Origin of the sequence: Methanobacterium sp., assembly GCF_038562635.1 — an archaeon.
Lineage (GTDB): Archaea > Methanobacteriota > Methanobacteria > Methanobacteriales > Methanobacteriaceae > Methanobacterium_D.
The window spans coordinates 2,241,213-2,265,103 of the sequence record NZ_JBCFBO010000001.1 but is presented as its reverse complement, the minus strand read 5'-3'; the positions used below and the strand labels follow the sequence as shown (position 1 = coordinate 2,265,103).

Below are 23,891 nucleotides of genomic sequence, written 5' to 3'. Positions count from 1 at the left end.
TTCAGGAGGGTAAAAAATGGAAGATATTAAAGGAAAAGTATTAAAAACCGCGGATTTAATTGAATATCAGGACGGTTCTGTTGTAAGCCGGGAAATAATAAGAAAAGACACAGGTACAGTGACCATATTTGCTTTTGATAAAGGTGAAGGGCTAAGCGAACATACAGCTCCATTTGACGCCATGGTTCAACTTATAGACGGTAAAGCCGAAATCACTATTTCAGGCAATAAAAACGTTTTAGAAGCAGGTGAAATGATTATAATGCCTGCAAATGAGCCCCATGCATTGACCGCACTTGAAAAATATAAAATGATCCTGACGATGATACGATCCTGAATTTAAATTAACTTATCTTAATTTTTAAAATCAACCATAATACTCACAAATATCCGCATATTCACATTTTTCACATTTTTTCTTGTTTAATTTAAACTCTGGAATTTCCTGTTTTTCAAACATAGTGAGCATATCATCCAGCACTCCCAAAAGCTTATTATGCAAAACTGAATTAACCACAACCGGCCGCCGTTCACATACTTTAATATAATCAACAAAACCGACCAGTACTTCCTTATTAAGTTCATAATCCATAAGAACAGCGTAAGCTGCAACTTGAAGCGCATCTGCTAACCAGACACCTTTAGATGGAGGCATTCCCGTTTTAACTTCTACAGGATAATAAACACCATTAATTACTTCTATTTTGTCAATTTTTCCCATTAAATTAAGTTCTTCATTTTTTAAGGAAAACTCTAAAAGGGACTGCGGGAAAAACATTTCTGCAATTTCATTACCCCTTTTAGAGGTGGTGTTCAAAATTTTCTTAACCTTTAAAGATAAAAATTGAGATTCTAATTTTAGATCATCCTCTAAATCATTGCATATATCTTTTAAAGCTGAATAATCCATTTCATATTTATCAGAGTACTTCTTTGAGACCTTTTCGATAAAAGGAGGGACTTCTTCAAATATAGTGCTAAAGATATATTCTAATTCAATGTTCTCTTTTATGCTCCACATGTTCTGCTTTGTAATCTCTTCATAACCCCTTCTAATCTCATGTACCAGTTTTCCATGTATCATTTCACGCGTTTGAATATTGTCCTTTTGGGTCTGGTTTAAAAATGCTTTTACAGGGCAGTATACAAATTCAGATATTGAAGAAACGCTAATCATTAAAAAACACCATAATATTCACTTTTTAAAGTGTAATCTTATTATTAATTTCATATTAATTTTTATAAAACTCGTATAAATAGTATAAGATATACAAAAATTTTTATAAACAAAATATAACTCTATTTCAAATTAAACAGCGCTTAAAATGTTGTTAAAAAACTTCCTCATGTCTGGAGTATTGTGTAAATACTATTGAATTACCCTGTAATTTTTGATTAAATAAATAGAATTTTTTTAAAATAAGTTCAATTTAAATTAACCAGTAAACACGTTAATGAAATATGAACCATGCACACGATAATAAACATGAGCAAAAAACTTTAAACAAATTAAAAATCAAAACATATCTCATCCTAACTATTTAGAAAGAATGAATAGAATATAAACAAGCTTAAAACGAACATCTATTTAATTTCACGTATAGCTTCATGATAAAATTCAGTAAATTCATTGATATGTCTCGATATATACCTAATATCCTCTTCTTCGCCATCTAAAGGGTTTAATTTTAAAACAATGAATAAATTTAATCTTCCCTTATCTACAACATGTGCTTCTTCTTTATAGGTTGCCAATTTAGCTTCTATTTCATCCTTCCACTCTTTAGGTGAAACCAGGTCTGCAAAATTGAGTTCAAATCCGTCTTCTCCAAACGATCCAACAAATTCTAACATGGTAATATCTTATGATATTCCCTGTTCTTATATTTTTATCATTTATGATTTAACGCAGTTACTTAAGAATAATGAAAATAATATTAAAAAATTTTGTTAGTTCAATGAATTAAATTTTAAAAAAAAGGAAGATATTTAGCCTTCCAAAACCCTGATAAAGAGAGTATCTTCCTTGACTAAATCAAGCTCATCAATTTCTTTAATGGCGCTTCTAATATTTTTCTCAAGTGCATCATGAGTCACCATAAAAATTGGAACTTCCCTACCCTCATTTTTCCTTCTCTGATTTACGGATTCTAGACTAATATCATACTTAGTTAATATACCAGATACAGCATGTAAAACTCCTGGTTTGTCAAGTACAGTAAGACGCAGGTAATATTTAGAACAGATATCTTCAATATTTTTTATTTCCCGGACTTCTGTGTCTTTTGGACCGTATATATTAGGCCTCTCCATATTCTCCATGATATCAAGACAGTCCCCAACTACAGCACTTGCTGTTGGCATCATTCCAGCACCAGGTCCATACATCATAACTGGCCCAACTATATCCCCAACCAGATATACTCCATTAAAAACACCGTTTACAGATGCAAGGAGGTGATCTGAAGAAATTAGAGTCGGGTGTACTCTTACTTCAAGCTTTCCCTCTTCAATTCTTGCAATTGCAAGGAGTTTTATAGAGTATCCCAGTTCATTTTTGATGAATTCAATATCTTCCTGTTTGATTTTGCTTATACCTTCAACATGGAATTTATCCTGCTTAACATATGTTCCAAAGCCTAAAATGGTAAGTATAATCAATTTTTGAGCAGTGTCATGCCCTTCAATATCAAAAGTGGGATCTTGTTCTGCATAACCCTTATCTTGAGCTTCTTTTAACACTTCATCAAAATCAAGGCCTTCTTCAGTCATTTTAGTTAAAATGTAGTTTGCAGTTCCATTTATTATACCATAAATAGATTTAATGTGGTTTGCTGCAAGCCTTTCATTTAATGGTTCAAGTAGAGGGATACCTCCGCCGACGCTGGCCTCAAAGCAGATCCGGACATTGTTGTCATTTGCAGTTTTTAAGATTTCTTCCCAGTGTTTTGCAAGTAAAGCTTTGTTTGCTGTGACCACGTGTTTTCCATGGTTCATAGCTTTTAAAATGAATGTCTTTGCAGGTTCATAGCCCCCGATAAGTTCTATTACTATGTCTATCTCTGGATCTTCCAAAATATCATTTATATTAGTTGATAGAACATTTTTATCTACTGCTACGCCCCTATCAGTTTTAATATCCAGATCCACGATTCTCTTAAGCTTTATTTTTGCACCTACTTTTTGCTCCATAAGGTTCAAATTTCGGTTAAAAGTTTCTACAACCCCTGCTCCGATTGTTCCAAACCCAATGAGCCCAACATTATAAATATCCTTCATTAAATGCCTCCCTATCAAGATAAAATTTTAATTTTTTAAAATAATTGTAAAAGATATCAATTGTTATAATTTGACAGTTTTAAATCTTTTCTCCAAAGCAAAATCAAATTTGAAAGTTTTAAATAACTAAGCTCTATCCTTCAGTTTGATATACTCATCTAAAGCTTCTCTAGTTGTACCAACTACGAGCCTATATCTCACATTTTTATCAGTAATTTTTTCTAATCTACCCTTTGCAATTATTTCTTCGCCCTCTTTTGCCTGTCCAGAATAAGTGTGAGTAAATGAGACAATTTCAGTTATATCAACATCCTGGCCTTCTAAAATATTAACATCTTCAATTTTGTAGATAGCAGGGTTATCAAATGCTGCCATGGCATTAGATACCTTACATTCGATCTTTACAGTGCCCAGAGATTCATATTTTTCTTCCCCATATTTTCCAGTTATTTCATCCCAATCACGGGTGGAAAGAATATCAAACAGTGTACCGTCAATTACTCCCCTGTTATTTTTACGTTTCTCATACCACTGGAATTCTTCATAGCTTAATGTGTCATCTTTTATTCTCTTTTCGTATAAGTGCGCCCAGTATTCATCACCTATACTCCTTAAATCGCTCTTATCTTTGATTTCTCCAAAGGTATCCATTGCCTTCCTGTGGTTTTTAAGGCCGTAAAATACAAAATCTATATCAGATACAGCTGGATCATATAAACCCGGCAAAATCGAGCCAGAAACTCCCATTTTTGAATAAGGAATACCTGCCTGATCATGGAAGACACCTGCCAATTTAACAACCTTTTTAAGCAGTTCATCATTATATGAGTTATTTAATATTTCATTCAGGCGTTCTTCTGGTTTTAATATTTTTTCAACCTTATATAAAGGGACCCCCATCATTTTAAGACTGTCGTCAGGCCCAAAAAGATATTCTGGATATTTACTACCTAAAAAATCATAAGCCTGTTTAGAATCTACTTTAGAATATCTCTGGCCATTTTTAGACCTGTTACCATTAGGATCAGGGATATATCTTAAAAATGACAGAATTCTATCTTCTGGATGCAGATAAGAAGTTGTGGCAAAGAATAAATTGTCTTTAGTGTATATGAAATCTCTTGCTCTGGCTCTCATAAGTTTATTTAATTGTATCAACCTATAAATAAATAACAATCTTTCAGATGGTAACCAAAATATATAAAAAATGAGTTAGATGATAATCTCAAGACTAAAACCCCATGAAGACCTTAAAAAAGGCATTATTAATATATCCAAGCAGAATAGAGTTAAATCAGGCATTATAATTTGTATAGTCGGCAGTCTGAATTCCGCCACATTGAGAATGGCAGATGGCAATTATAAGACATTTATGGGGCCCTTTGAGATTGTATCAGCTGAAGGTACCATTTCAGCAGATGGGGTTCATATTCATATGTCAATTTCAGATGCAGAAGGACATGTATTTGGAGGCCATTTAAGTGACGGCTGCATAATCAATACCACTGCAGAAATTGGTATCTTGAAATCAGATAAAACTCTTATAAGAGTATTTGACCCAAAAACAGGTTATAAAGAGTTAATTATTGATGATTAGACATAATGATGATTATAATAAAAGATAAAGTGAAATCATGAAATACAAAAAGTTAGAAGAAGGCATAATTTATGATGGGAGCCCAATACAACCATTTTGGGCATTTAAAGAACATAAAATTAAAGGATCAAGTATTGTAGCATGGATAGGTCCCCTAAATATAGAACCAGAAGAACTCATAGACTATGAAGATGTGGGCCTTGAAATAAAAGCAGATAAAATGATGCACTTTATAGTAGAACATTTTGACCGCCAGCCAGCAGACCTGAAGACATGTTACCACAGGCAGAGAATACTTGTAATGATAGCTAAAGATGTTTTAAGTGATCTTGGTATTATCACGACCCGTGACGGTGATGACATCTATTTTGAAGGTAAAAAGCTCAGTATTTCCATAGCAACATGCTCCAACAGCAGCATGAAAATACATTTCGGGATGAATGTTATAAATAAAGGTACTCCTAATGACGTGGAGACAATAGGGCTTTGTGAATGCCTGGAAGACATGGACGATAAAAAAATAGATGGCATAATTGATAAAATATGCGAAAGTTATATTAATGAAATTGAATCTATTGAAGAAGATATCACAAAAACCAGAGTATTTTAACCAATACATTTAATGCTCTCAAATAATAAAATTAAATTTGTAATCCAATATTTACGGAAATAACTAATTATAAATTAATATTATTTAATTTAAAGTATTACGAGGATAGATAATGAAAATAGAGATTAATGGAATACACGCTAACTTAAGATTCTCATCAGCCCATATGATCCCTTTACATGAATCATGCGGAGGAATACACGGACATTCTTACATCGTTGATCTAACTGTAGAAGGAGAAAGAAGTGGAGAATTCGGATTTGTGGTTGATTTTAAACAGGCAAAAAAAATCGTGAGAGAAATTTGTTCAAAATTCGATCATAAAGTTCTAATTCCATGCAACAGCGATGTCATTGAATTTACACATAAAGATGATAAATCTGTAGAATTTAAAATAGGTGAGAAAGAATACAAACTTCCTCTGGAAGATTGTTGCCTTTTAGAACTCAAATCAACCTCTGCAGAAGATCTGGCGGAATACTTTGCCGAAGAAACATTTAAATACTTAAAGGCATCAAATAATAGTGTCTCAAGTGTTCAAATTTGTGTAAACGAAGGCATTGGACAAGGTGCCTACTTCCAGACATGTGAATAACTACATAACTAATGTGGTGACCATAAATGAAAGCCCATATAAATGAGATTTTCTCAAGCATTCAGGGTGAAGGCAAACTAATTGGAAGAAGGCAAATTTTTGTAAGATTTTCTGGATGTAATCTTCACTGCAATTACTGTGATACCCCACAAGGCTTAGATCCTACAAGTGGATCCTCTTTTTCAGAAGAACAACTTTTTAATTCTGTAAATAATTTAATGACTCCTGATTTTCATTCTATTTCTTTAACAGGCGGAGAGCCATTACTACATGCAGATTTTATAAGATCATTTTTAGAAAAATATGATTTTGACTGCCTGCTTGAAACCAATGGTTCATTACCCAACGAAATGGAGAAAATAGCAGAGTTAATTAAATATGCTTCTTTAGACATTAAATTACCGGAGCATCGTTCAACTTCTAATTGGGATAACCTATTTAAAGATGAATTAAAATCACTAAATCTATTAATAGATAATAAAACAAATATATATTGTAAGATAGTTATACTGCCCTCTACAAAAGTTGATACAATAGAACTGATAGCTTCAAAGATACTTGATGAAATTTCAGATGCTTCCAAGTTATCAATGGTTATTCAACCTGCATATCCACTCAATTACTGGATAGATAACAATGAAAAATTATTTGAATTCTCCGAAGTGGTAGGAAACTATTTAGATGTATTAACAATACCTCAAGTTCATAAACTTCTGAAAGTACGTTAAGGTGTTTAAAAATGGAAATGGAAACAAAAGTTACAGTAAATGATGCAATGACATCAAATGTAGTCACCGTAAGCCCCGAAAACAGCGCTGCAGATGCTGCCTATTTAATGAGCCAAAATGAAGTGGGTTGTTTAATAGTAAAAAACAACAACGAACCAGAAGGAATAGTTACAGAAACAGATATCATCAACAAAGTTGTTGCCCATGATATCAAAGCCAGCGAGATATCCATCGATGCAATAATGACTAAAAACCTTATAAAAATCGATCCTGGAAGAGAATTAAATGAAGCTGCTCGATTTATGTCAAAAATGAACATAAGAAGGTTAGCTGTGGTAAAAGAAGGAGTTCTTAAAGGTATATTAACTGCAAAAGACATAATGGCAGTTTCTCCGGAACTGACTGAAATTCTTGTTGAAAATGCAAGAATGGAAAACCAAAAAAATCAGATGGATCACGAAAATATAAATCCACCAGTACCTGGAGTTTGTGAGGCATGTGGAAACTTTATGGATGATTTAGACGAAATTGATGGAAAATTTGTCTGTGAAGACTGTAAAGAAGATTTAGAAGGTGATTTAATTTGAACAATGTTGGAGATGTTATGACACCTAATCCTGTCACAGTTTCTGTAAATACGAGTGTTACTAAGGTTAGATCCATATTAAGAGATGAAAGCTTTAGATGTGTTCCTGTGGTTTCTGGAAAGCATTTAGAAGGAACAATAACTCGTGGAGACATGATGCGCATCTCTACAACAAAATCAAATATTGAAGCCCGCGGGATTATGGAACACCCCAAGGTCATTACAACACCAGAAGTAGATATTAACGAAATTGGAAAACAAATAATAAATGCAGATATTATCCAAGCACCTGTTGTTAAATCAGAAGATGATATGACTGTTGTGGGAATGATAAGTGTAGCTGATATTCTTGAAAATTTATTAGATAGAGAAGTAAAGCCTAAAAAGCAGAATGTAGGCGAAGCGACAACACGAAATGTTGTTACATGCAACTATGATGATCCTTTATCAAAAGTATGGGATAAAATGGACGATACTGGATTTTCTGGACTCCCTGTAATTAAAAAGAAGAAAATAATAGGCATGATAACCAGGAAAGACATTATAAATTCAGGCCATGTAAGACTTTCCAAAGAAGGTGGAGTTAAAAAGCCCACAAAAGTAGAAAGTGTTATGAAAACCCCCCCAATAGCCATCACTGAAGATAAGGACATTAAAGAAGCTGCAAAATTAATGGTCAAATATAATATTGGAAGATTGCCTGTAGTTGATCATCCCGTACATATTAAAAAAGAACCCGAAAGAGTAAGAGAAGCAGAACTTGTTGGAATAATAACAAGGGAAGATATCTTGGGGTCGTATATAAATTGATTTTAAAATACTATTTACATGACTTAAATAATTCAAATTTATTTTTAGAGATTACTTCAGGTTTAGTTTCATATGAGGTGTACTCATGAGAAGAAAAGAACTAATAAATATAGTAAAATCTAGAGAAAGAGCTCCATTGGAGTTTGAAACCCACATAACAGAACACGAAGGCGATATTATGAGCATCGCCAAAAGAGAAGTAGTAACAGTGCCCCAAAGTGCTACAATCAAAGAATCCGCAGAGATAATGGTAAAAAACAAATTTAGAAGGCTCCCAATTACAGACCCCGGGACCGGGAAAATCCGTGGAATCGTGACAGCCATGGATATACTTGACTTTTTAGGTGGTGGAGACAAGTATCAAATTTTAGAAAAAAAACACGACGGTAATTTTTTATCCGCCATAAATGATCCTGTAAGGGAAATTATGACAACTAAGGTAGAAGTTTTAAGTCATAAAAGTTCCATTGGCAATGCAGTTTCCAAAATGCTGGAAAAAAAAGTCGGTGCATTCCCAATAGTAGATTCAGATGAAAAAATCGTGGGAATAATCTCAGAAAGAGATTTTGTATTTCTCTTATCCGGAGTCTTAACTGATGAAATTGTGGAAGATTTCATGACAACATCACTTATAACAACCACTCCTGGAACCCGAATTGAAGGGGCATCTAAAATTATGGTTAGAAATAAACTTAGAAGAATCCCTGTAATTGGAGAAGAACGAAAAACACCTCACCCTGAAAATGATAAGCTCGTTGGAATTGTTACTTCAACAGACATCTTAAAATTCTTAGGTAATAATACTGCATTTGAAAAATTAGTCACAAATGATGCTGAAGAAATCCTGAATACCACACTTTCAGACATCATGATTAACGACGTGGTCACTACCAATTCTCAAACACGGTTAGGTGAAATATGTAGTATAATGGAGATTAAAGGTATTGGAGGGCTCCCCGTAGTTAGAAACAGCGATTTAATTGGTATAATAACAGAAAGCGATATTTTAAGGGCAATAAGCGGATAAAATTTCACCGCATTATAAATACAGGATTAATAGCTTCATGGTGGTAAAATGTTAGTAAAAGATGTAATGAATGACGAAGTATTTTTAATTCAGGAAACTGAACAGGTAGCCCACGCAAGGAAAATTATGCTAAAACACGGAGTTAGCAGAGTCATAGTTACAGACCGAGATGATAATCCAATCGGAATTGTTACAGAAAAAGATTTAACACGTAAATTAAGAGGAAATGGCCCCACATGGAAAAGAAGGTCCATAGATACAATATCCATCAGAAGAGTTATGAGCAATGGCCTTATAACAATAGATGCCGACAGCGACCTGAAAGAAGCCGTTGAAACCATGCTGAGGGATAAAATAAGTTCAGTTCCAGTTGTAGATGATGAAGGTTTAGCAGGAATTATTACAAAAACTGACCTCATGAAATTTTATGCATCCAAATTCAATAGCAGGTGGAAAGTTTCAGATCTTATGACCGAAAATGTGGTAACTGTAAATCAAAACCATACTATAACTCACGTCATAAGCGTTATGAATGAAAATAACATAGATGGACTTGTTGTGATGTTTGATAATGAAATTGCAGGCATTATAACTCCAGCTAATATCTCCTTTGCTGAGGTAAATGATCCTGATACAGGTGTGAGTGTTGAAAGGGTCTACTTTGTAAGACAGGGAGTAGAAGGGGAAGAAAAAAGAAAAGCTAGAGACATATCCATGTTAACTGCAGAAGATATAATGACCGAAGATGTTGTTAAAATCAGCAAAGATATAGATGCAGCAGAAGCTGCCCAATTGATGTGTAACAACTATATAAGCCATCTTCCTGTTGTTGAGGACGATTCTCTTGTTGGAATAATCACAAAAACAGATATAATTAAAGGAATTCAGTAAAAAAGCTTAAATTTAGTTATATATTTGTAAAGCGGAGTGAATAGTATGCACATAAAAGATATAATGAGTTCTAAAGTTGTTGTAGTAGATAAAGACCAGAACCTTAATGATGCACTAAAACTCATGAAAAAACATAAAATTTCACGGCTGCCTGTCATAAACACCAACAACGACCATAAAAGAGAATTAGTAGGAATTATAACTGAAAAAGATATTGCATTACGGCTTGGTTCATCCAGATATGGTAATATGCCCCCTTCACATTTCCATGTATCCACAGTTATGACTCCAGATCCTATAACTTTAAATGCGGCTGAAAATCTGGGAAAAGCTGCCAAAATAATGATTGAAAACAAAATTGGCGGGATACCCATTATAGACGACGTAGAAATCATAGGCATCATTACAAAAACTGACTTCATTAAAACATGCCAGGGAATACCGTATAATAAGACTTACATAAAAGACAGAATGCAGACAGACGTGATGACTGTAAGTCCCGGAGATAGGCTGGTTCATGCAAGAAGAATATTAATTGATGAAGATATTGGAAGACTACCCGTAATGAACGGCGATGAAATTGAAGGAATTCTAACTGCTAAAGACATAGCAGATTCAATGATATCCTTTAGAAAAATTGTCCCTGACAGGTATCAAGCTGCAAGGATAAGGAATCTCATCGTAGAAGATATAATGACTCAAAATGTAAGAACCATCAATGAAGAAAAAACGATAGCCGATGCTTCAACCTTTATGATAGATGAAGACTTCAGTGGAGTACCAGTTACAAACGACAACGGGGAAATTACAGGCATGATCACTAAAACAGACATTATGAACTTTATTGCGGAATTAGAGGAGGTTTACTGAATTTTACCTGAAGTCAAATGCCCCAACTGCAATAAAAATATGAACATAGATTGGAGGAGGAATAACTCCCTCACCAACTTTTTTTTTCATTGTTCTACATGTGATCTGGAATCTAAAGTGGTTATAGAAAATTTTTTAGATAAAAAGCTTCAAGAGCTCCTACACGTGAAAGCAGAGAAACTAGATCATGCAATTAAAACGGGCATTATTAAATTTTTTGAATTCCATGGATTTCCCACCATGCAGTTTAAAAAAGACGTTGGCGTGATGGAAACAGGAACTGTAATTTATTTTAGGAATAAGATCGAAGTAATAAGAGGCTTTCCCAAAATAAGAAGAACATTGATGCTTTCACCGACTATAAAAAATCATTTTAAGGATAATATCGCTCTTGAAGAAAAAATGAATGGATATAACGTACGTATAGCATCAATAGGCGACGAAATAATTGCCATAACAAGGCGAGGATATGTATGCCCATATACTACAAAAAAAGCGTTAGAAATTATGAACTTGAAAGATTTCTTTAACGATAACCCCGATCTAGTTTTATGTGGAGAAATGCTAGGTACTGAAAATCCATACGTGGCACATTATTATGAAGAAATCGGCGATATAGGGTTTAGGGTATTTGATATACGTAAAAAAGCCTCAAATGAACCAATACCCATTAAAGAAAAAGCCGAATTACTTGAAAAATACAATTTACCCGTTGTACGACTTATTGGAATATATGAAGTTAATGAGGCACCTTCCATCATAAAAAAAGTGATTAAAGAAATAGGAAGTGCTGGCAGAGAAGGAATTGTAATTAAAGACCCATCCATGGAAATTACTCCATTAAAATATACTTCTTCAGAGGCACATGCCGATGAACTCCGCTATGCATTTACATATCCCTTTGACTTTGGAAGAGATTTTTTCTTCAGTAGAGTAATAAGAGAAGGTTTTCAGGCATTTGAAATGAAAGAGAACAAAGAAGAACTTGAAAAAAGAGCACATAGGCTTGGAGAAGCAATTTTATACCCTATGGTAGATACAATTAAAAACGTGGCCTCTGGAGATACCGCTGGCGAAGATCTAATAATTGATGTTGATAACGAGGAAGAAGCAGAAGATTTCCTGCATTATCTACATGATCTTGGAGTGTTTGCAGTTCTACTTAAATTTGAAGGTAATAAAGCTGTAATAAGGAAAATACATCAATCTACAACAGATAAAATTACCAATTATATAAATGGAGGACTTTACTAAAATTTTTCAGTTTTAAAGCCTAAAAATTTTAAAAAATTAAGTTTAATTCATAAATTCTATTTTAATTTATAAATTAAACATGTAATTAATAATATTATTTAATTAATAGTACTATTAACTGTTAATTTTAAAATTAATGCACAAGTTACAGTTTTCATCACTGACTAATTAATCTTATTTTTGATAAGTGATGATAAAAATTGGTTTTTAACGACTTATGCGTATAAAAGTTTAATATTTTCATTATATTAATATCAAATTAAAAAAGACATTATTTTTTATATAATAGCAAAATTAGATTTAAACTCTATTTTTTTAGTATTTTAACTCCACTCCACAATTTTGACTTATAAAAAACCCATTATTATTTAAATTAGTAATAATAAAGTTAATTAAAATAATAAATCACTGATATTTTCGAGAAACATCCCACTCATTAAGTCCGAATATATCAAATTTTTGGTCAAATTTACCCAAATTAGGTCGTATAATATGAAAGGTAAGATTATAAACTTTATTATAGGAATACTATCCCTCTTATTATTATTTTCAATAATATCATCTGATTTATCAGCCCAAATAGACGAATCTAACTTACAAAATATAGTTGATTTAAATAAAGTTTCTAAATTAAATTCCACAAATGAAGATGCAGAACTTGGTTCAAATGATACCTTCAATGATACAGGATGTTGTTCTGTTTTAGTTCATGTAGGGCCCGGCCATGATGTACTGTCCTACAGAAGAGATTCAGTTAATTTTGCAAATATACTGATTGATAAAATAAATTTCAACGGTCAAACTGCAATTAAAGAGTATAAAACCCAAGGAGGATATTTCACCCATACTATAATTACACAAAATGGATGGATAATTGGCATTGGAGGAAAAGATGACCCTGATACAACTAAACGTCTAGAACAACTTGCAAGTGATATAATTTCGAAGGGCCATATTGAAAAGGGAGATATGAACATGGCAAATAGTATCATAGAACGAAATGGATGGGGACATTTCCTAATAAAATCACCTGATGACAATGTAGGAATAACTGCACGTGATTACAGGGTTCATAAAAGCATAACCAAGCTATTTAAAATGAAAAATGGAGATTACGTCAAAGTGCCCAATAATCCCAGATATTATGGTAAAGGTAAATTCAACCGGTTCAGCAGTGATCCCGACAAGGCAGCAATAAAAATAATAGGTAATGATATCTATGGACAATCTCGTCGAGACGTCATTACTTACGATTACAATTCTGCAAAAATCAATATTTGGGCTTCTTTCGATGGAGGAGCATTTTTAGGAGGATATAAAGGAGATCCAGATGATATTCAGTACATAGGAACTAAAATAAATGGTAATGACTTACCAGTGATTCCTGGCAAAAGATTCCTCGGAGAAGAAGATTTAAACATTAAACCCCATGTTACTTCAGTATTCAGTAATCAAAAAATAGCTTCTTCACTTAACAACGTTAATGTAAATGATTCTTTAGCTCAATTAAACATTTAATTCATTTATTTTATAATTTTTTTAAGTTTTAAGCTTAAGCCTAATACTCAACCTATAAGTTTGGAGGCAGCGTGGATGGACAAATACAAGCTTTTAGTATTTATAATCTGTTTTAGCATTATCGCAATAGCAGGAGCCCTATATATATTAACTAATGTCAGTAACTCCAACAGTGCAGTTATTGGTTCAGATAATAGAGGTTATGTTACAAAAGAGGTTTATGCCTCAAATAACCCAAAGCAACCTAAAATAGCCGTAATTACAGGCATACATCCCCGCGAAAAAATAGCAATATCCCCAATAGAATCTTTAATCAAAAATTATGCATCAACACATGACATCGAAATAACCGACTACAGCATACATGTTTTAGACCAACCGGAAAACTTTACTGTGGGACGAAATAACGGAGAAGAGCTTGCAGCACAGTATATAGTCCATGATATCAAAAAATCAGATTATAACCTTGTAATTATATTCCATGCCCACCAGCAGGGTTATGGAGATGGTTTTTATATTGCAACACCTTCTATGGACAATAAATCAGCAGAACTTGCCAAAAATGTTAAAAAAACACTGCCTTCCTTTAAATATTATCAATCTTCCAAAAACAGCATGCATAAAGCCACCTCCGTAACAAGAGTTTCAGATCCTATTGCAAATGAAGGTTACCCCACATTTGTCTATGAGATTCCAGAACAAAACACCACCGAAAATGCCACTGAAATGACAAGTAAACTACTTGATTCATGTATCAATAATTTAAATGCATGACAAACATCTATTGCCTTGAGTATATCAAACAAAATACAAATTTATCAATATATCATTTATATCCATAGTTTACATACCTATTTTTAAACCTTATAAAAAGTAAAAAAAATGGACTATTTTTATTTAAATATAATGACCATACAAATCAAAGTATCACATAGATACTGTAACTTATAAAAAAATAATTTCCAATTTTTACTTAAAAAAAGTAAAAATTATGTAAATTAATAAAAAAATAATTTCCAATTTTTACTTAAAAAAAGTAAAAATTATGTAAATTAATAAAAAAATAATTTCCAATTTTTACTTAAAAAAAGTAAAAATTATGTAAATTAATATACAAACTTTATGTTTAAACAAATTAATTAATCATATGATTAAAATCATGGGTAAAATCATGTCAAACTCCAAAAAAACATGCCAAATAGGTTTTTTAGGCCCATCTGGTTCATATGCAGAGGAAGCTGCATCTAAAATTCAGGGAGAGCTTATATCATTTGGCTCCATAATGGAAGTCATAGATGCTGTTAATCAAGATATCATTGATAGCGGAGTTGTTCCAATAGAAAACTCCATAGAGGGCCCTGTAGGCGTGACCCTTGATCTTCTTGCAAATGATTACGATCTAAAAATTAAAAATGAAATTATACTGCCAATAAGCCATAATCTCCTTATAAATGAAGGATCATCTGCAGAAGATATAGAAATAGTATATTCTCATATGCAGGCGCTTTCACAATGCCGTAAATTTATTGAAAAAATGGGTGCAAAACCAGTAGCAACTCCAAGCACATCTGGAGCTGCAAAAATGGTAAAAGGCAAGAAAAACGCTGCTGCAATTGGAACACGCAAAGCAGGAGACATATATGGCCTTAAAATAGCTGCAGAAAACATACAAGATTTTGAAAATAATTCAACACGATTCGTTGTTGTAGCTAAAGAAGATCATGCTCCTACAGGCCATGATAAAACATCAATCGTATTTTCACTGATTGAAGATAAAGCAGGAGGACTATATGATGTCCTCGGTGAATTTGCAAAAAGAGATATAAATTTAACCAAAATTGAATCACGGCCTTCCAAGAAGAAACTCGGAACTTACATCTTTTTCATCGATTTGGAGGGACATAAAGAGGATGAAGACGTAAAGAACATTTTAGATACCATAAAAATAAATACCATGAAAACAAAAATATCATACATAAAGCTATTAGGTTCATACCCCATTGAAGATAATGATTAAAATAATAGTTTGAAAATAAATTATTAAGACATTATAACAATAAAATAAATGATCAAAATAAATCTTAAAAATAATTTTTAAGGGTCATATCCTGAAAGGAGATGATTGAAATAAGTCTTGAAAAGGAAAGGGTCATAAAAAGCCTTAAAGAACTTGAAAAAGAGTATAACAAAGGTAATATACCAAAAAGCCATTATGACTTCCAAAAGAGGAAACTAACAGAACAGCTTGAAGCATTTAACGTCGCAGATAGGGTACGAAAACTCCAGGGTAAAGAGACTACAGATGTAACTAGCGAAGAAACAAGCAGCGAGGATGAAAATGGAGAGTTATTTAAAAAGTTCATTACACCTCCAGGCCTTAAGGAAAAGAACATAAACCCCAAGGGAAGATCAGTAAGCACCAAAATTGGAATAGGTGTTTTAGTTGCAGCATTCTTTATAGGTATTGTATTTGGAATATACGGGTTTATTCCACAACAGGTATCCAGTTCCTCATTGTATACAAATGACACTGCATTTCCCCCTTTTGCCAATAATTCAACAAATGTAACTAACATGACCAACAGCACAAACGCTACTAAAAACATAACAAAGACCACAAATACAACCAAAACTACCACCAATAAAACAACTACGAAAAAGAACAACACCAATACAAAAAAGAATAACACCAAAACAACCGACGACGATATTAATGACATTATAAATTATTATGGGTACTAATTAGCACTTATACAGCTTCAATATTACCCTAAATTTCTTATTTTTTATTAAACGCTTAAAAAGGACTTGTTTTAATTTATTTTACTTAAATTATAGTTAATAACCTATTTTTAACTTAAATAAAGTAGAATACCATGAAAAATTTTATATATCTCTTCTTTACTCCAATAAAAGAAATAGAAAACTATATATTTAGTTTTCAAAATGATAATAATAGAAGAGGTTGATAAATTGAAAAAATATTTGCTTGCAATAATTCTTTTACTATCTATAGTTCTAATATCCGGATGTACAACTTCTGGAAATCAAACAACCACCAATACATCTACAGGCATGAAATCATACAATGGAGACCAGTTTAACTTCAATTATCCTTCCAGCTGGCAGATAATAACAAGCCAAGCCCAAAACAGTAGCATTGCAGTCGGAGACCCGACTTCGGCAGACAACAACGGAAATGTTCAGGTAAACGTTGAAATCCAAACTGCAGTTAAACCATCAAATGTGACAATACAGGATTATTACAATTCAACATATGCTCAATTTGCTGCTCAAAATTTAGGCTATAAACAGCTATCAGATGGAACCATCACTGTAAACGGGAAAACCGCCCTTGAAAATGTTTATATATTAAGTTCTGTATCTAAAGAGCAAAGAGCAGTATGGCTTCAAAATGGAAATACTATCTATATAATACTCTGTAGCTCTCCTATTTCACAATATAACGATCAACAAGATACTTTCAATGCCATAATCAGCAGCTTTAAGTTAGTTTAGCAATATAAGAGCAAAATGACTTAATTTTTCTATTTGAACATAACTTATTCTCTTTTTATAAATTAAATTTTAAGCAAAAGTAACTTTAACCAGTCGACACAATTAATTTATATCATAATCATGACAGTAAATTAAAAGCTATAATCTTTAAGTTTAATCAAGTAGACTCGGTGATAAATTGAAAAAATACATGTTTGCGATAATTCTTATAATTGCAGTGATTTTATCTGTAGTTGTAACATTTGAATATGTAACCAATACAAATCAAACATTAAACCAAACATCTCCCTCTATTCCAACAAAAACATATTCTGCAAATGGAATTTCTTTTAATTACTCTGCAGACTGGGAAGAAGGTAATAAAACAGGACAGTATTTAATTGCCTATGTTAAAGATCCCAAACTAAACAGTTCAGATGGTAAACCTGGAGCTGTAGTAGAAGTTATGAAAAGAACATCCAATGGTGTTCCATTAAAGAGATTTTATGATGATGTTAAAGGAGAAGCATCAAATGTGCCGGGTTATGGAGTGATGTCAGAGACAACAACTACAGTAGATAATGTAACAGCTTACGAATTTACAGCCAGAGCCATGGACAGCAACGTTGAAGAACAGTTTGATATAGTTCTTTTTCAAAAGAAAGGATTTATATACATGATAGCATGTGGAACACGAGCTCCAACATATTTGAGTGATGAAGAGGAAAATTTTGATATAATAATTAATAGTTTTAAAGTACAGTGACTTAATTTGATTTTAAACTATAATTATCCATTTTTTAAGGATTTATCCTTATTTTTAGGTGTATTACCTCCTCTTTGAAAAGAAAAACTATATTAGTCTGTTTTTTAGATGATACTTACATAGAACAAATGAGGTAGTCGATGAACGGTCCATTGAGAAAGGGTAAAGATAAAAGTAATAATTTACTAAGCGGCTCACAACAAAAGTATAAGAATAAAAGCCGTAACCCATTTAAGGGTCCGTATAAGGAAGAAGCATTTGCAATTAGTCTTGCAATTCTTATAGCGCTTCTGGTACTTTTAGTAACCCATGTATCAACTGGAAGTACTGAGCAGATTCAACAGGTCAACCAATCAGTTAACCAAACAGCTGAAATACCCACAAAAATCTACTCAGCTGGGGGAATATCACTTCAATATCCTTCTTCATGGAACATTACAACTGATGAAATCAATGAAACCAATACACAGATTGTAATTCAGGACCCTACTTCAGCAAATAATCCTCAAAGCACGCAGATCACAGCTTTTACTATATTTAAAGTGCAAAATGATGGATCTGAAACATTAGAACAGAGAAAAGATAGTTTTATCCAAAGTTTTACAAATTCTGGTGCCAATATAGCACTTACAAACACTTCAAATATTACTGTAAGTGGTATAAATGCCACAGAAGCTGTATACACAGGGAATGACCCCAAGTACAATAAAATACAATTAAAAGTAATATATTTTGAGCAAAATGGTATTTTTTATATACTGGGATTCTTTACCAAAGGAATTGATTTACAAAGTCAAGATCCGTACTTCAACATAATATTAAATAGTTTTAAAATCCAGTAATTATTTTATTTAACTGAATATTCCATCAAATATGCTTTCAAATTTACATTATATTTTTTCTATTTCCGGCCATCCAGTTGAATAAAGCCATCCAATTACTCTTATTTCCAGTATATCCTTTTTGAGTGTTATTAAATGAATTATTTAAAATCATATTTAATGCAGCGATTATGTACAAAGAGAAAGGGTTTTAAATCAGGTCTTTATATAGATGTATAATATATATTAATGAATAGAATACAATATATTTCTGGTATTATATTTGACAGAGAGAAAAACCTAAGGGCTACCATAAAAACTGCTTTTTATTTTAGTTGCACCCTAAAATGAAAAATATAAAGGTTATACCCAAAGAGTGATATAACTATATAACAAATTTTGGGGAATTAAAGGGAGCAATATTAAAAAATACGCTGGTAGTATATGTTATTTGCTAAATAAAAGGTCACTAGATCTATTAAGGTTAAATCTGTAATATATATAATTTTTTAAAGTTATCAATTCCAGTAAAATCAACAAGATTTTACTGCTGCGGATCAGAATTCGCCAACCTCGAAAATAGGTTTTTGAGGCATGAAAATCAAATTGGTTTTCAAAGAAACAGAAGGAGGAATAGAAAATGGTATTGCCAATATGCGATGTCTGCTTAAAAAGTGGAATGTTATGTCAAGGGTGTGAAAACAAGTTAAAAAGTGGTGAAATAACCCAATTGGATTTAGACATTGCAAAATTACTTTACAAACTTGGAGAAGGCACAATAGGCTTTAAAAAGACTATTGAAATAGGGGACGTTGTTATAATAGTAACAGAGAAAGACCAAGTTGGTAAAATCATAGGCAAAAGTGGAAAAATAGTAAGAGCAATATCAAAGAAAATAGGGAAGAAAGTAAGAGTTATAGGAGAAGGCTCTGACTTTAAAGAAGTGGCAAAGGATATTTTAGCCCCTGCAAGGATCTCAGGAATTAACATAGTCTATGGAACTGATGGAGAAGAAAAATACAAAATTAGAGTCATGAGAGAAGATTCAAGAAGACTTCCTGCAAGATTAGATCTATTAAACGATATCATGAACCAGCTAACCCACGAAAAAACTGTTATTGTTATTGATGACCTCTAAGAGAATTTGCTGTATTAAAATTTTAAATTTTGACAGCATGCAAACACAACGTGTTTGCGTGTAAAATCTTTGATTTTAAAACATGCAAAAACATAGTTTTGCAGCCCCGAATAAAGCTTAAGAAAATGTCGCACATTTTCTTTGCCAGAGGAAATTGAATTTCTTCTGCCACAAACATGAAATGTTTGTAAGCTTTGTTTTCTGTCTTAAAATCTGTGATTTTGATACATTTTCTCAAACATTTAATTGCTCTTAAATCCAATAATTTTTTTTAGATATTTATTACCTACAAACTGGCTTTAAAGCCAGCATATTTATTATACCTATAACTAATTTACTTTAAACTCAATGTGTAGATGATATATATGGAAATTGTGCTTTGTGTTACAGGAAGTATAGCTGCTATAGAATCCATTAAACTCGCAAGAGAACTTGCAAGACATGGAATTAATGTAAAATGCTTTATGAGCGACGGTGCATGCGAAATAATCCACCCATACGCCATGGAATTTGCAACAGGCCAGGACGTCGTTACCAAAATTACAGGCAAAATAGAGCATGTTAAATATGCAAATGCCGATTTAATTCTGGTTGCTCCTGCTACTGCCAATGTAATAAGTAAATTTGCCTATAAAATTGCAGACAACCCCATTAACACCCTCTTAATTACAGCCTTTGGGTATAATACACCCATCCTAATGGTTCCATCCATGCATAATTCCATGTATAAAGCTGTAAAAGAAAACATTGAAACTCTTAAAGGCGAAGGGATCACATTTGTAAAGCCTAAAGTTGAAGAGAAAAAGGCCAAATTCCCAGATATCAATGATATTGTTCTTCATGTGCTACGAGAGACCTCCAAAATGGAACTAAGAGGTAAAAAAGTACTTGTAAGTGCTGGTTCTACCTATGAAAAGATCGACGAAGTCAGGGGCATTACAAATAGAAGTTCCGGTAAAATGGGAATTGAAATCGCCAAAGAAGCCTTTATCAGGGGAGCCGATGTTACACTCATAAAAGGCCAGATGACTGCAGACGTGCCCCATGTATTTGACGTTGTTGAAGTTGAATCATCATCCCAAATGCACTATGCAGTGTCCAAATTAGCCTCTAAAAGTGATGTGTTTGTTTCTTCTGCTGCAGTTTCCGACTTCAAAGTTAAAAACGCAGAAGCAGCTAAACTCTCATCAGATACAGACATAACAATAGAACTTGAACGGACACCTAAAATATTAAATGAAGTTAAGGAAATCAACCCTGACATTTTCCTTGTCGGGTTTAAAGCAGTTCACAACCTGTCTGATGAAGAACTGCTCAATGCTGCAAAGAAAAGGATGTTAGAATCTGATGCAGACCTCATGGTTGCAAACGATGTTGCAGTGGAAGGTGCCGGATTTGGATCTGATGATAATCAGGTCGTCTTGATGGATGATGAGATCATTGAGATATCTTTGAGCCCTAAGCGGGAAATTGCAAAGCGGATTATCGACAGGATCATTAGCAAAAGCTTATAATTCCTACTTTTTTTTTGAACTTTTGATTTTTTTTGTTTTAATAACGGTTGAAAAATCCTAATTTACGAAAACCAGTTTTCAATATACTGATTATTGTTCAAATTTTTTATTATAGAATAAAATAACTAAAGAAATTATAAATATTACATTTAAACCACCAATAAAATAACTGGTATTAATAACTGGAAGATGGAAAATTCAAAGTTATGAAAGCTTAAAAAATAGTAAAATAAGTGTAAATAACTCTTACCCGTTAGGGAAATAAATTATTAAAACAATCCACTTATGATTTAAAATAGAAAGGTGCTAACTGATCCAGAATGTAACAGTCACAATGACTTCAACAGGTACAGGCGTATTATGGCTCTTTTGCTGACACTGCTGGTGAGTTTTATGGTTTCTCACATAAAATGTAAAAAATACAACTGTTCAATTAAATACAGCCTGCTAATCAGCATTATTATGGCAATTATTTATATTGTGATATTTATTTGGACAATGCCTGCATTTCCTCCAGAAATAAAGAACACACCTCTATTTAACCTGATTCTAGCTGCTGTTCTAATAGTCGCAGCAGTGATTCCCAACATAGTTCTAGGTATTATAGGCGACTCATTTGCAGTATTTTTAAAAACCACTCCAAAATCTAAAGGAATAACAAGTAAAGAAATTTCTGAAAAGCTTAAAAAAGAGAAAGTAAAATAAACATAAATTAAAAAGAAAAATAATATATATCCAAACTAAGGGATTAAACTGGATAAGTCCTTAACCTTTTTTCCATATAATCAAAGAGCACCAAAGAGAATACATCTGCGGCAAATCTTGATAGAAATATATTTAAGATATCTTAAATTAAAAAAACACAATAACCTGATTACAATCCCTTAAAACCTAGGAAGATTATCTAAATTATCCCTTGTGGTACCGTCTTTGACTGTCTTGATGTAGTCAGTTCCACCAACATCATCGATTACAACTTTAGATCCCATAACCCATTGACCTTGATCATTATCAATGAGCGTTATAAGCTCAAAATTCATTTTTAATGCTGCAATCACGTCTCTTCGAGGCCATATTTCAGAGTTATCCACTTTACCTTTATTATTTTTATGAACCCTCACCTGATCGATGCGGGTTTCTCCATCATACCTGACGGCAGATATACCATAGTCACTCCATTCTGTCATTTAATCATCCTTCTTTTTATGTCTTAGTTAATACTATCTGTATTATATAAATAATAATATTTATTATTTGTTACTATAATTAAATAGAAAGAATTAAGGTAGATTATTATAAATAAATTAATATTGCAATTTATAAATTTATTATTTTAAAAATTATCTAATTACAAATTTAAAAAGAGTAAATAACTGCTTATTTTGCTTTAAAATGGATAATATTTTATCAATACATCCCATAAAGAATCTAAACTTAAATTAATTAACCGCAGCTTTTATATATTGCAATATATAATTAGTATTATGCAACATATATATTGCATAGTAGATAGTTCTGAGGCAAACCATATGAAAAACAAGAGGATGAAAATTGCAAGAGTCGAAAAAGATTTATCACAGGAGCAGCTTGCAGAACTTGTTGGAGTTACAAGGCAAACAATAGGACTTATAGAACTAGGAAAGTATAATCCTTCGTTAAATTTATGTGTTGCTATTTGTAAAGCTTTAGGAAAAACATTGAATGATTTATTTTGGGAGGAATAATTATGAAAGCAGTTAAAGATGAAAGAATTGAAAAAATAGAAAATAAATATGGAGCACATGCTTTTATAATAATATCTGCATTATTAATTTCATCTGCACTATTCAAATCACTTATCTTAAATTTACCATTTAAAGAATATCTCACAGAAACCATTATATTCTTAATAGGAACAGGATATTACGCAATTAGAATTGCAAATGCAGGTTTATTCCACATGGTCAAAGAAAGCAAAATATATATTATTATCTCTTTTGCTGTAACTTCTATCGTTTTTGGTGTTTTAATAGGACTTATAAATATGTTCAGGTATCAAAACGGACAGTTTAATGGGATAACAATGGTCAGCATGTCAATTTTAGCAGTAGAAGCCTTTATTCTCATATTGGCTGCATGGGCAGTTTTTGAATGGTTATCTAAAAGAGGGGAACAAAAACAGTTTAATGAAAATTAGAGGGGAATTCTAAAATAAAATAAATCATTCAATTATTCTTCCTCATCATCACATTCCTCAATTACCAGTGCACCCTGATAACCACAATCATAGCACTCCCACATGGACCACATCTGCGGCAAAACCCATTTTATATTCCTGGAGCCACATTTAGGGCATTTTTTAATTTTTTTCATATTCCTACCCTCATATTCATGTTACATTTTTTATGTA

The 23,891-nt window shown here is 32.4% G+C and carries 29 protein-coding genes; 23 read left to right on the top strand and 6 right to left on the bottom strand.

The window, feature by feature from the left end; translation table 11 throughout:
* Positions 1–16: 16 nt before the first annotated feature.
* Positions 17–337 carry a cupin domain-containing protein gene (locus tag AAGU07_RS11025; protein WP_342459128.1) on the top strand — a complete coding sequence of 107 codons (321 nt, stop codon included), beginning with the start codon at positions 17–19 and terminating at the stop codon, positions 335–337.
* Positions 338–367: 30 nt separating this feature from the next.
* Here the strand turns inward: AAGU07_RS11025 and cas4 are convergent, their stop codons facing one another.
* From cas4 to AAGU07_RS11005, 4 genes are all read right to left on the bottom strand, one after another.
* Complete coding sequence (gene cas4, locus AAGU07_RS11020; RefSeq protein ID WP_342459127.1) at positions 368–1,177, bottom strand: CRISPR-associated protein Cas4; 810 nt, start codon at positions 1,175–1,177, stop codon at positions 368–370.
* Positions 1,178–1,584: 407 nt separating this feature from the next.
* The gene (locus AAGU07_RS11015; protein WP_069584946.1) at positions 1,585–1,854 is read right to left on the bottom strand and encodes a hypothetical protein; all 270 of its coding nucleotides are present in this window, start codon (positions 1,852–1,854) and stop codon (positions 1,585–1,587) included.
* Positions 1,855–1,989: 135 nt separating this feature from the next.
* Complete coding sequence (locus AAGU07_RS11010) at positions 1,990–3,279, bottom strand: homoserine dehydrogenase (RefSeq protein WP_342459126.1); 1,290 nt, start codon at positions 3,277–3,279, stop codon at positions 1,990–1,992.
* Positions 3,280–3,405: 126 nt separating this feature from the next.
* A complete protein-coding gene (locus AAGU07_RS11005) occupies positions 3,406–4,416 on the bottom strand; it encodes a DNA polymerase subunit beta (RefSeq protein WP_342459125.1) in 1,011 nt (336 codons plus the stop codon).
* 79 nt (positions 4,417–4,495) lie between these two features.
* On the opposite strand from AAGU07_RS11005, the gene AAGU07_RS11000 reads away from it, so the two are divergent.
* From AAGU07_RS11000 to AAGU07_RS10905, 20 genes are all read left to right on the top strand, one after another.
* Positions 4,496–4,876: a PPC domain-containing DNA-binding protein gene (locus AAGU07_RS11000; RefSeq protein ID WP_342459124.1), complete on the top strand. Its 381-nt coding sequence runs from the start codon at positions 4,496–4,498 to the stop codon at positions 4,874–4,876.
* A 37-nt stretch (positions 4,877–4,913) separates the two neighbouring features.
* On the top strand, positions 4,914–5,486 hold the full coding sequence (locus AAGU07_RS10995) for a DUF366 family protein (RefSeq protein ID WP_342459123.1): 573 nt from the start codon (positions 4,914–4,916) through the stop codon (positions 5,484–5,486).
* Positions 5,487–5,598: 112 nt separating this feature from the next.
* Positions 5,599–6,081 (top strand): 6-carboxytetrahydropterin synthase, encoded by a 483-nt coding sequence (locus tag AAGU07_RS10990; protein ID WP_048082054.1) that lies wholly within the window; start codon positions 5,599–5,601, stop codon positions 6,079–6,081.
* Between the two features lie 26 nt (positions 6,082–6,107).
* A complete protein-coding gene (locus AAGU07_RS10985) occupies positions 6,108–6,809 on the top strand; it encodes a 7-carboxy-7-deazaguanine synthase QueE (protein WP_342459122.1) in 702 nt (233 codons plus the stop codon).
* 11 nt (positions 6,810–6,820) lie between these two features.
* Positions 6,821–7,396 carry a CBS domain-containing protein gene (locus AAGU07_RS10980; RefSeq protein WP_342459121.1) on the top strand — a complete coding sequence of 192 codons (576 nt, stop codon included), beginning with the start codon at positions 6,821–6,823 and terminating at the stop codon, positions 7,394–7,396.
* A complete protein-coding gene (locus tag AAGU07_RS10975) occupies positions 7,393–8,205 on the top strand; it encodes a CBS domain-containing protein (RefSeq protein WP_342459120.1) in 813 nt (270 codons plus the stop codon). The genes AAGU07_RS10980 and AAGU07_RS10975 overlap by 4 nt, the downstream gene beginning before the upstream one ends.
* A gap of 85 nt (positions 8,206–8,290) precedes the next feature.
* Positions 8,291–9,232 carry a CBS domain-containing protein gene (locus tag AAGU07_RS10970; protein ID WP_342459119.1) on the top strand — a complete coding sequence of 314 codons (942 nt, stop codon included), beginning with the start codon at positions 8,291–8,293 and terminating at the stop codon, positions 9,230–9,232.
* A 48-nt stretch (positions 9,233–9,280) separates the two neighbouring features.
* Positions 9,281–10,123, top strand: a complete 843-nt coding sequence (locus AAGU07_RS10965) for a CBS domain-containing protein (RefSeq protein ID WP_342459118.1) — start codon at positions 9,281–9,283, stop codon at positions 10,121–10,123.
* A 45-nt stretch (positions 10,124–10,168) separates the two neighbouring features.
* Positions 10,169–10,993 carry a CBS domain-containing protein gene (locus AAGU07_RS10960; protein ID WP_342459117.1) on the top strand — a complete coding sequence of 275 codons (825 nt, stop codon included), beginning with the start codon at positions 10,169–10,171 and terminating at the stop codon, positions 10,991–10,993.
* Positions 10,994–11,110: 117 nt separating this feature from the next.
* Complete coding sequence (locus tag AAGU07_RS10955) at positions 11,111–12,247, top strand: RNA ligase (protein ID WP_342459116.1); 1,137 nt, start codon at positions 11,111–11,113, stop codon at positions 12,245–12,247.
* A 492-nt stretch (positions 12,248–12,739) separates the two neighbouring features.
* The gene (locus AAGU07_RS10950) at positions 12,740–13,765 is read left to right on the top strand and encodes a hypothetical protein (RefSeq protein ID WP_342459115.1); all 1,026 of its coding nucleotides are present in this window, start codon (positions 12,740–12,742) and stop codon (positions 13,763–13,765) included.
* 75 nt (positions 13,766–13,840) lie between these two features.
* Positions 13,841–14,539: a hypothetical protein gene (locus AAGU07_RS10945; protein WP_342459114.1), complete on the top strand. Its 699-nt coding sequence runs from the start codon at positions 13,841–13,843 to the stop codon at positions 14,537–14,539.
* A gap of 397 nt (positions 14,540–14,936) precedes the next feature.
* Positions 14,937–15,782: a prephenate dehydratase gene (gene pheA / locus AAGU07_RS10940; protein ID WP_342459113.1), complete on the top strand. Its 846-nt coding sequence runs from the start codon at positions 14,937–14,939 to the stop codon at positions 15,780–15,782.
* A 101-nt stretch (positions 15,783–15,883) separates the two neighbouring features.
* Positions 15,884–16,507, top strand: a complete 624-nt coding sequence (locus tag AAGU07_RS10935; protein WP_342459112.1) for a hypothetical protein — start codon at positions 15,884–15,886, stop codon at positions 16,505–16,507.
* Positions 16,508–16,738: 231 nt separating this feature from the next.
* Positions 16,739–17,284 carry a PsbP-related protein gene (locus tag AAGU07_RS10930; RefSeq protein ID WP_342459111.1) on the top strand — a complete coding sequence of 182 codons (546 nt, stop codon included), beginning with the start codon at positions 16,739–16,741 and terminating at the stop codon, positions 17,282–17,284.
* Between the two features lie 178 nt (positions 17,285–17,462).
* Positions 17,463–18,029 (top strand): PsbP-related protein, encoded by a 567-nt coding sequence (locus tag AAGU07_RS10925; RefSeq protein WP_342459110.1) that lies wholly within the window; start codon positions 17,463–17,465, stop codon positions 18,027–18,029.
* A gap of 140 nt (positions 18,030–18,169) precedes the next feature.
* Entirely contained in the window at positions 18,170–18,871 is a 702-nt protein-coding gene (locus AAGU07_RS10920; RefSeq protein WP_342459109.1) for a PsbP-related protein, read from the top strand.
* 658 nt (positions 18,872–19,529) lie between these two features.
* The gene (locus AAGU07_RS10915; protein ID WP_342459108.1) at positions 19,530–19,988 is read left to right on the top strand and encodes a transcription elongation factor NusA; all 459 of its coding nucleotides are present in this window, start codon (positions 19,530–19,532) and stop codon (positions 19,986–19,988) included.
* Between the two features lie 365 nt (positions 19,989–20,353).
* Positions 20,354–21,502, top strand: coding sequence for a bifunctional phosphopantothenoylcysteine decarboxylase/phosphopantothenate--cysteine ligase CoaBC (coaBC, locus tag AAGU07_RS10910; protein ID WP_342459107.1), 1,149 nt, complete (start codon positions 20,354–20,356; stop codon positions 21,500–21,502).
* Positions 21,503–21,895: 393 nt separating this feature from the next.
* Positions 21,896–22,207 carry a hypothetical protein gene (locus AAGU07_RS10905; RefSeq protein WP_342459106.1) on the top strand — a complete coding sequence of 104 codons (312 nt, stop codon included), beginning with the start codon at positions 21,896–21,898 and terminating at the stop codon, positions 22,205–22,207.
* Positions 22,208–22,386: 179 nt separating this feature from the next.
* On the opposite strand, the gene AAGU07_RS10900 is transcribed toward AAGU07_RS10905, so the two are convergent.
* Positions 22,387–22,689, bottom strand: coding sequence for a DUF3892 domain-containing protein (locus AAGU07_RS10900; RefSeq protein WP_342459105.1), 303 nt, complete (start codon positions 22,687–22,689; stop codon positions 22,387–22,389).
* 342 nt (positions 22,690–23,031) lie between these two features.
* Between AAGU07_RS10900 and AAGU07_RS10895 the strand changes: the two genes are divergently transcribed.
* Together AAGU07_RS10895 and AAGU07_RS10890 are read left to right on the top strand one after the other, a co-directional pair.
* Positions 23,032–23,226: a helix-turn-helix transcriptional regulator gene (locus AAGU07_RS10895; protein WP_342459104.1), complete on the top strand. Its 195-nt coding sequence runs from the start codon at positions 23,032–23,034 to the stop codon at positions 23,224–23,226.
* Positions 23,227–23,228: 2 nt separating this feature from the next.
* Complete coding sequence (locus tag AAGU07_RS10890; RefSeq protein ID WP_342459103.1) at positions 23,229–23,678, top strand: DUF6773 family protein; 450 nt, start codon at positions 23,229–23,231, stop codon at positions 23,676–23,678.
* Between the two features lie 32 nt (positions 23,679–23,710).
* Here the strand turns inward: AAGU07_RS10890 and AAGU07_RS10885 are convergent, their stop codons facing one another.
* Positions 23,711–23,854 carry a hypothetical protein gene (locus tag AAGU07_RS10885; RefSeq protein ID WP_342459102.1) on the bottom strand — a complete coding sequence of 48 codons (144 nt, stop codon included), beginning with the start codon at positions 23,852–23,854 and terminating at the stop codon, positions 23,711–23,713.
* Positions 23,855–23,891: the final 37 nt, after the last annotated feature.

Bases quoted from the DNA above. Each gene is read 5' to 3' on its own strand.
- AAGU07_RS11010 (WP_342459126.1), bottom strand. From the start codon at position 3,279: ATGAAGGATATTTATAATGTTGGGCTCATTGGGTTTGGAACAATCGGA.
- AAGU07_RS10895 (WP_342459104.1), top strand. From the start codon at position 23,032: ATGAAAAACAAGAGGATGAAAATTGCAAGAGTCGAAAAAGATTTATCA.
- AAGU07_RS11025 (WP_342459128.1), top strand. From the start codon at position 17: ATGGAAGATATTAAAGGAAAAGTATTAAAAACCGCGGATTTAATTGAA.
- AAGU07_RS11015 (WP_069584946.1), bottom strand. From the start codon at position 1,854: ATGTTAGAATTTGTTGGATCGTTTGGAGAAGACGGATTTGAACTCAAT.
- AAGU07_RS10970 (WP_342459119.1), top strand. From the start codon at position 8,291: ATGAGAAGAAAAGAACTAATAAATATAGTAAAATCTAGAGAAAGAGCT.
- AAGU07_RS10965 (WP_342459118.1), top strand. From the start codon at position 9,281: ATGTTAGTAAAAGATGTAATGAATGACGAAGTATTTTTAATTCAGGAA.
- pheA (WP_342459113.1), top strand. From the start codon at position 14,937: ATGTCAAACTCCAAAAAAACATGCCAAATAGGTTTTTTAGGCCCATCT.
- cas4 (WP_342459127.1), bottom strand. From the start codon at position 1,177: ATGATTAGCGTTTCTTCAATATCTGAATTTGTATACTGCCCTGTAAAA.
- AAGU07_RS10980 (WP_342459121.1), top strand. From the start codon at position 6,821: ATGGAAATGGAAACAAAAGTTACAGTAAATGATGCAATGACATCAAAT.
- coaBC (WP_342459107.1), top strand. From the start codon at position 20,354: ATGGAAATTGTGCTTTGTGTTACAGGAAGTATAGCTGCTATAGAATCC.
- AAGU07_RS10900 (WP_342459105.1), bottom strand. From the start codon at position 22,689: ATGACAGAATGGAGTGACTATGGTATATCTGCCGTCAGGTATGATGGA.
- AAGU07_RS10960 (WP_342459117.1), top strand. From the start codon at position 10,169: ATGCACATAAAAGATATAATGAGTTCTAAAGTTGTTGTAGTAGATAAA.
- AAGU07_RS10935 (WP_342459112.1), top strand. From the start codon at position 15,884: ATGATTGAAATAAGTCTTGAAAAGGAAAGGGTCATAAAAAGCCTTAAA.
- AAGU07_RS10950 (WP_342459115.1), top strand. From the start codon at position 12,740: ATGAAAGGTAAGATTATAAACTTTATTATAGGAATACTATCCCTCTTA.
- AAGU07_RS11000 (WP_342459124.1), top strand. From the start codon at position 4,496: ATGATAATCTCAAGACTAAAACCCCATGAAGACCTTAAAAAAGGCATT.
- AAGU07_RS11005 (WP_342459125.1), bottom strand. From the start codon at position 4,416: ATGAGAGCCAGAGCAAGAGATTTCATATACACTAAAGACAATTTATTC.
- AAGU07_RS10945 (WP_342459114.1), top strand. From the start codon at position 13,841: ATGGACAAATACAAGCTTTTAGTATTTATAATCTGTTTTAGCATTATC.
- AAGU07_RS10920 (WP_342459109.1), top strand. From the start codon at position 18,170: ATGAACGGTCCATTGAGAAAGGGTAAAGATAAAAGTAATAATTTACTA.
- AAGU07_RS10985 (WP_342459122.1), top strand. From the start codon at position 6,108: ATGAAAGCCCATATAAATGAGATTTTCTCAAGCATTCAGGGTGAAGGC.
- AAGU07_RS10995 (WP_342459123.1), top strand. From the start codon at position 4,914: ATGAAATACAAAAAGTTAGAAGAAGGCATAATTTATGATGGGAGCCCA.
- AAGU07_RS10990 (WP_048082054.1), top strand. From the start codon at position 5,599: ATGAAAATAGAGATTAATGGAATACACGCTAACTTAAGATTCTCATCA.
- AAGU07_RS10890 (WP_342459103.1), top strand. From the start codon at position 23,229: ATGAAAGCAGTTAAAGATGAAAGAATTGAAAAAATAGAAAATAAATAT.
- AAGU07_RS10905 (WP_342459106.1), top strand. From the start codon at position 21,896: ATGGTTTCTCACATAAAATGTAAAAAATACAACTGTTCAATTAAATAC.
- AAGU07_RS10915 (WP_342459108.1), top strand. From the start codon at position 19,530: ATGTTATGTCAAGGGTGTGAAAACAAGTTAAAAAGTGGTGAAATAACC.
- AAGU07_RS10885 (WP_342459102.1), bottom strand. From the start codon at position 23,854: ATGAAAAAAATTAAAAAATGCCCTAAATGTGGCTCCAGGAATATAAAA.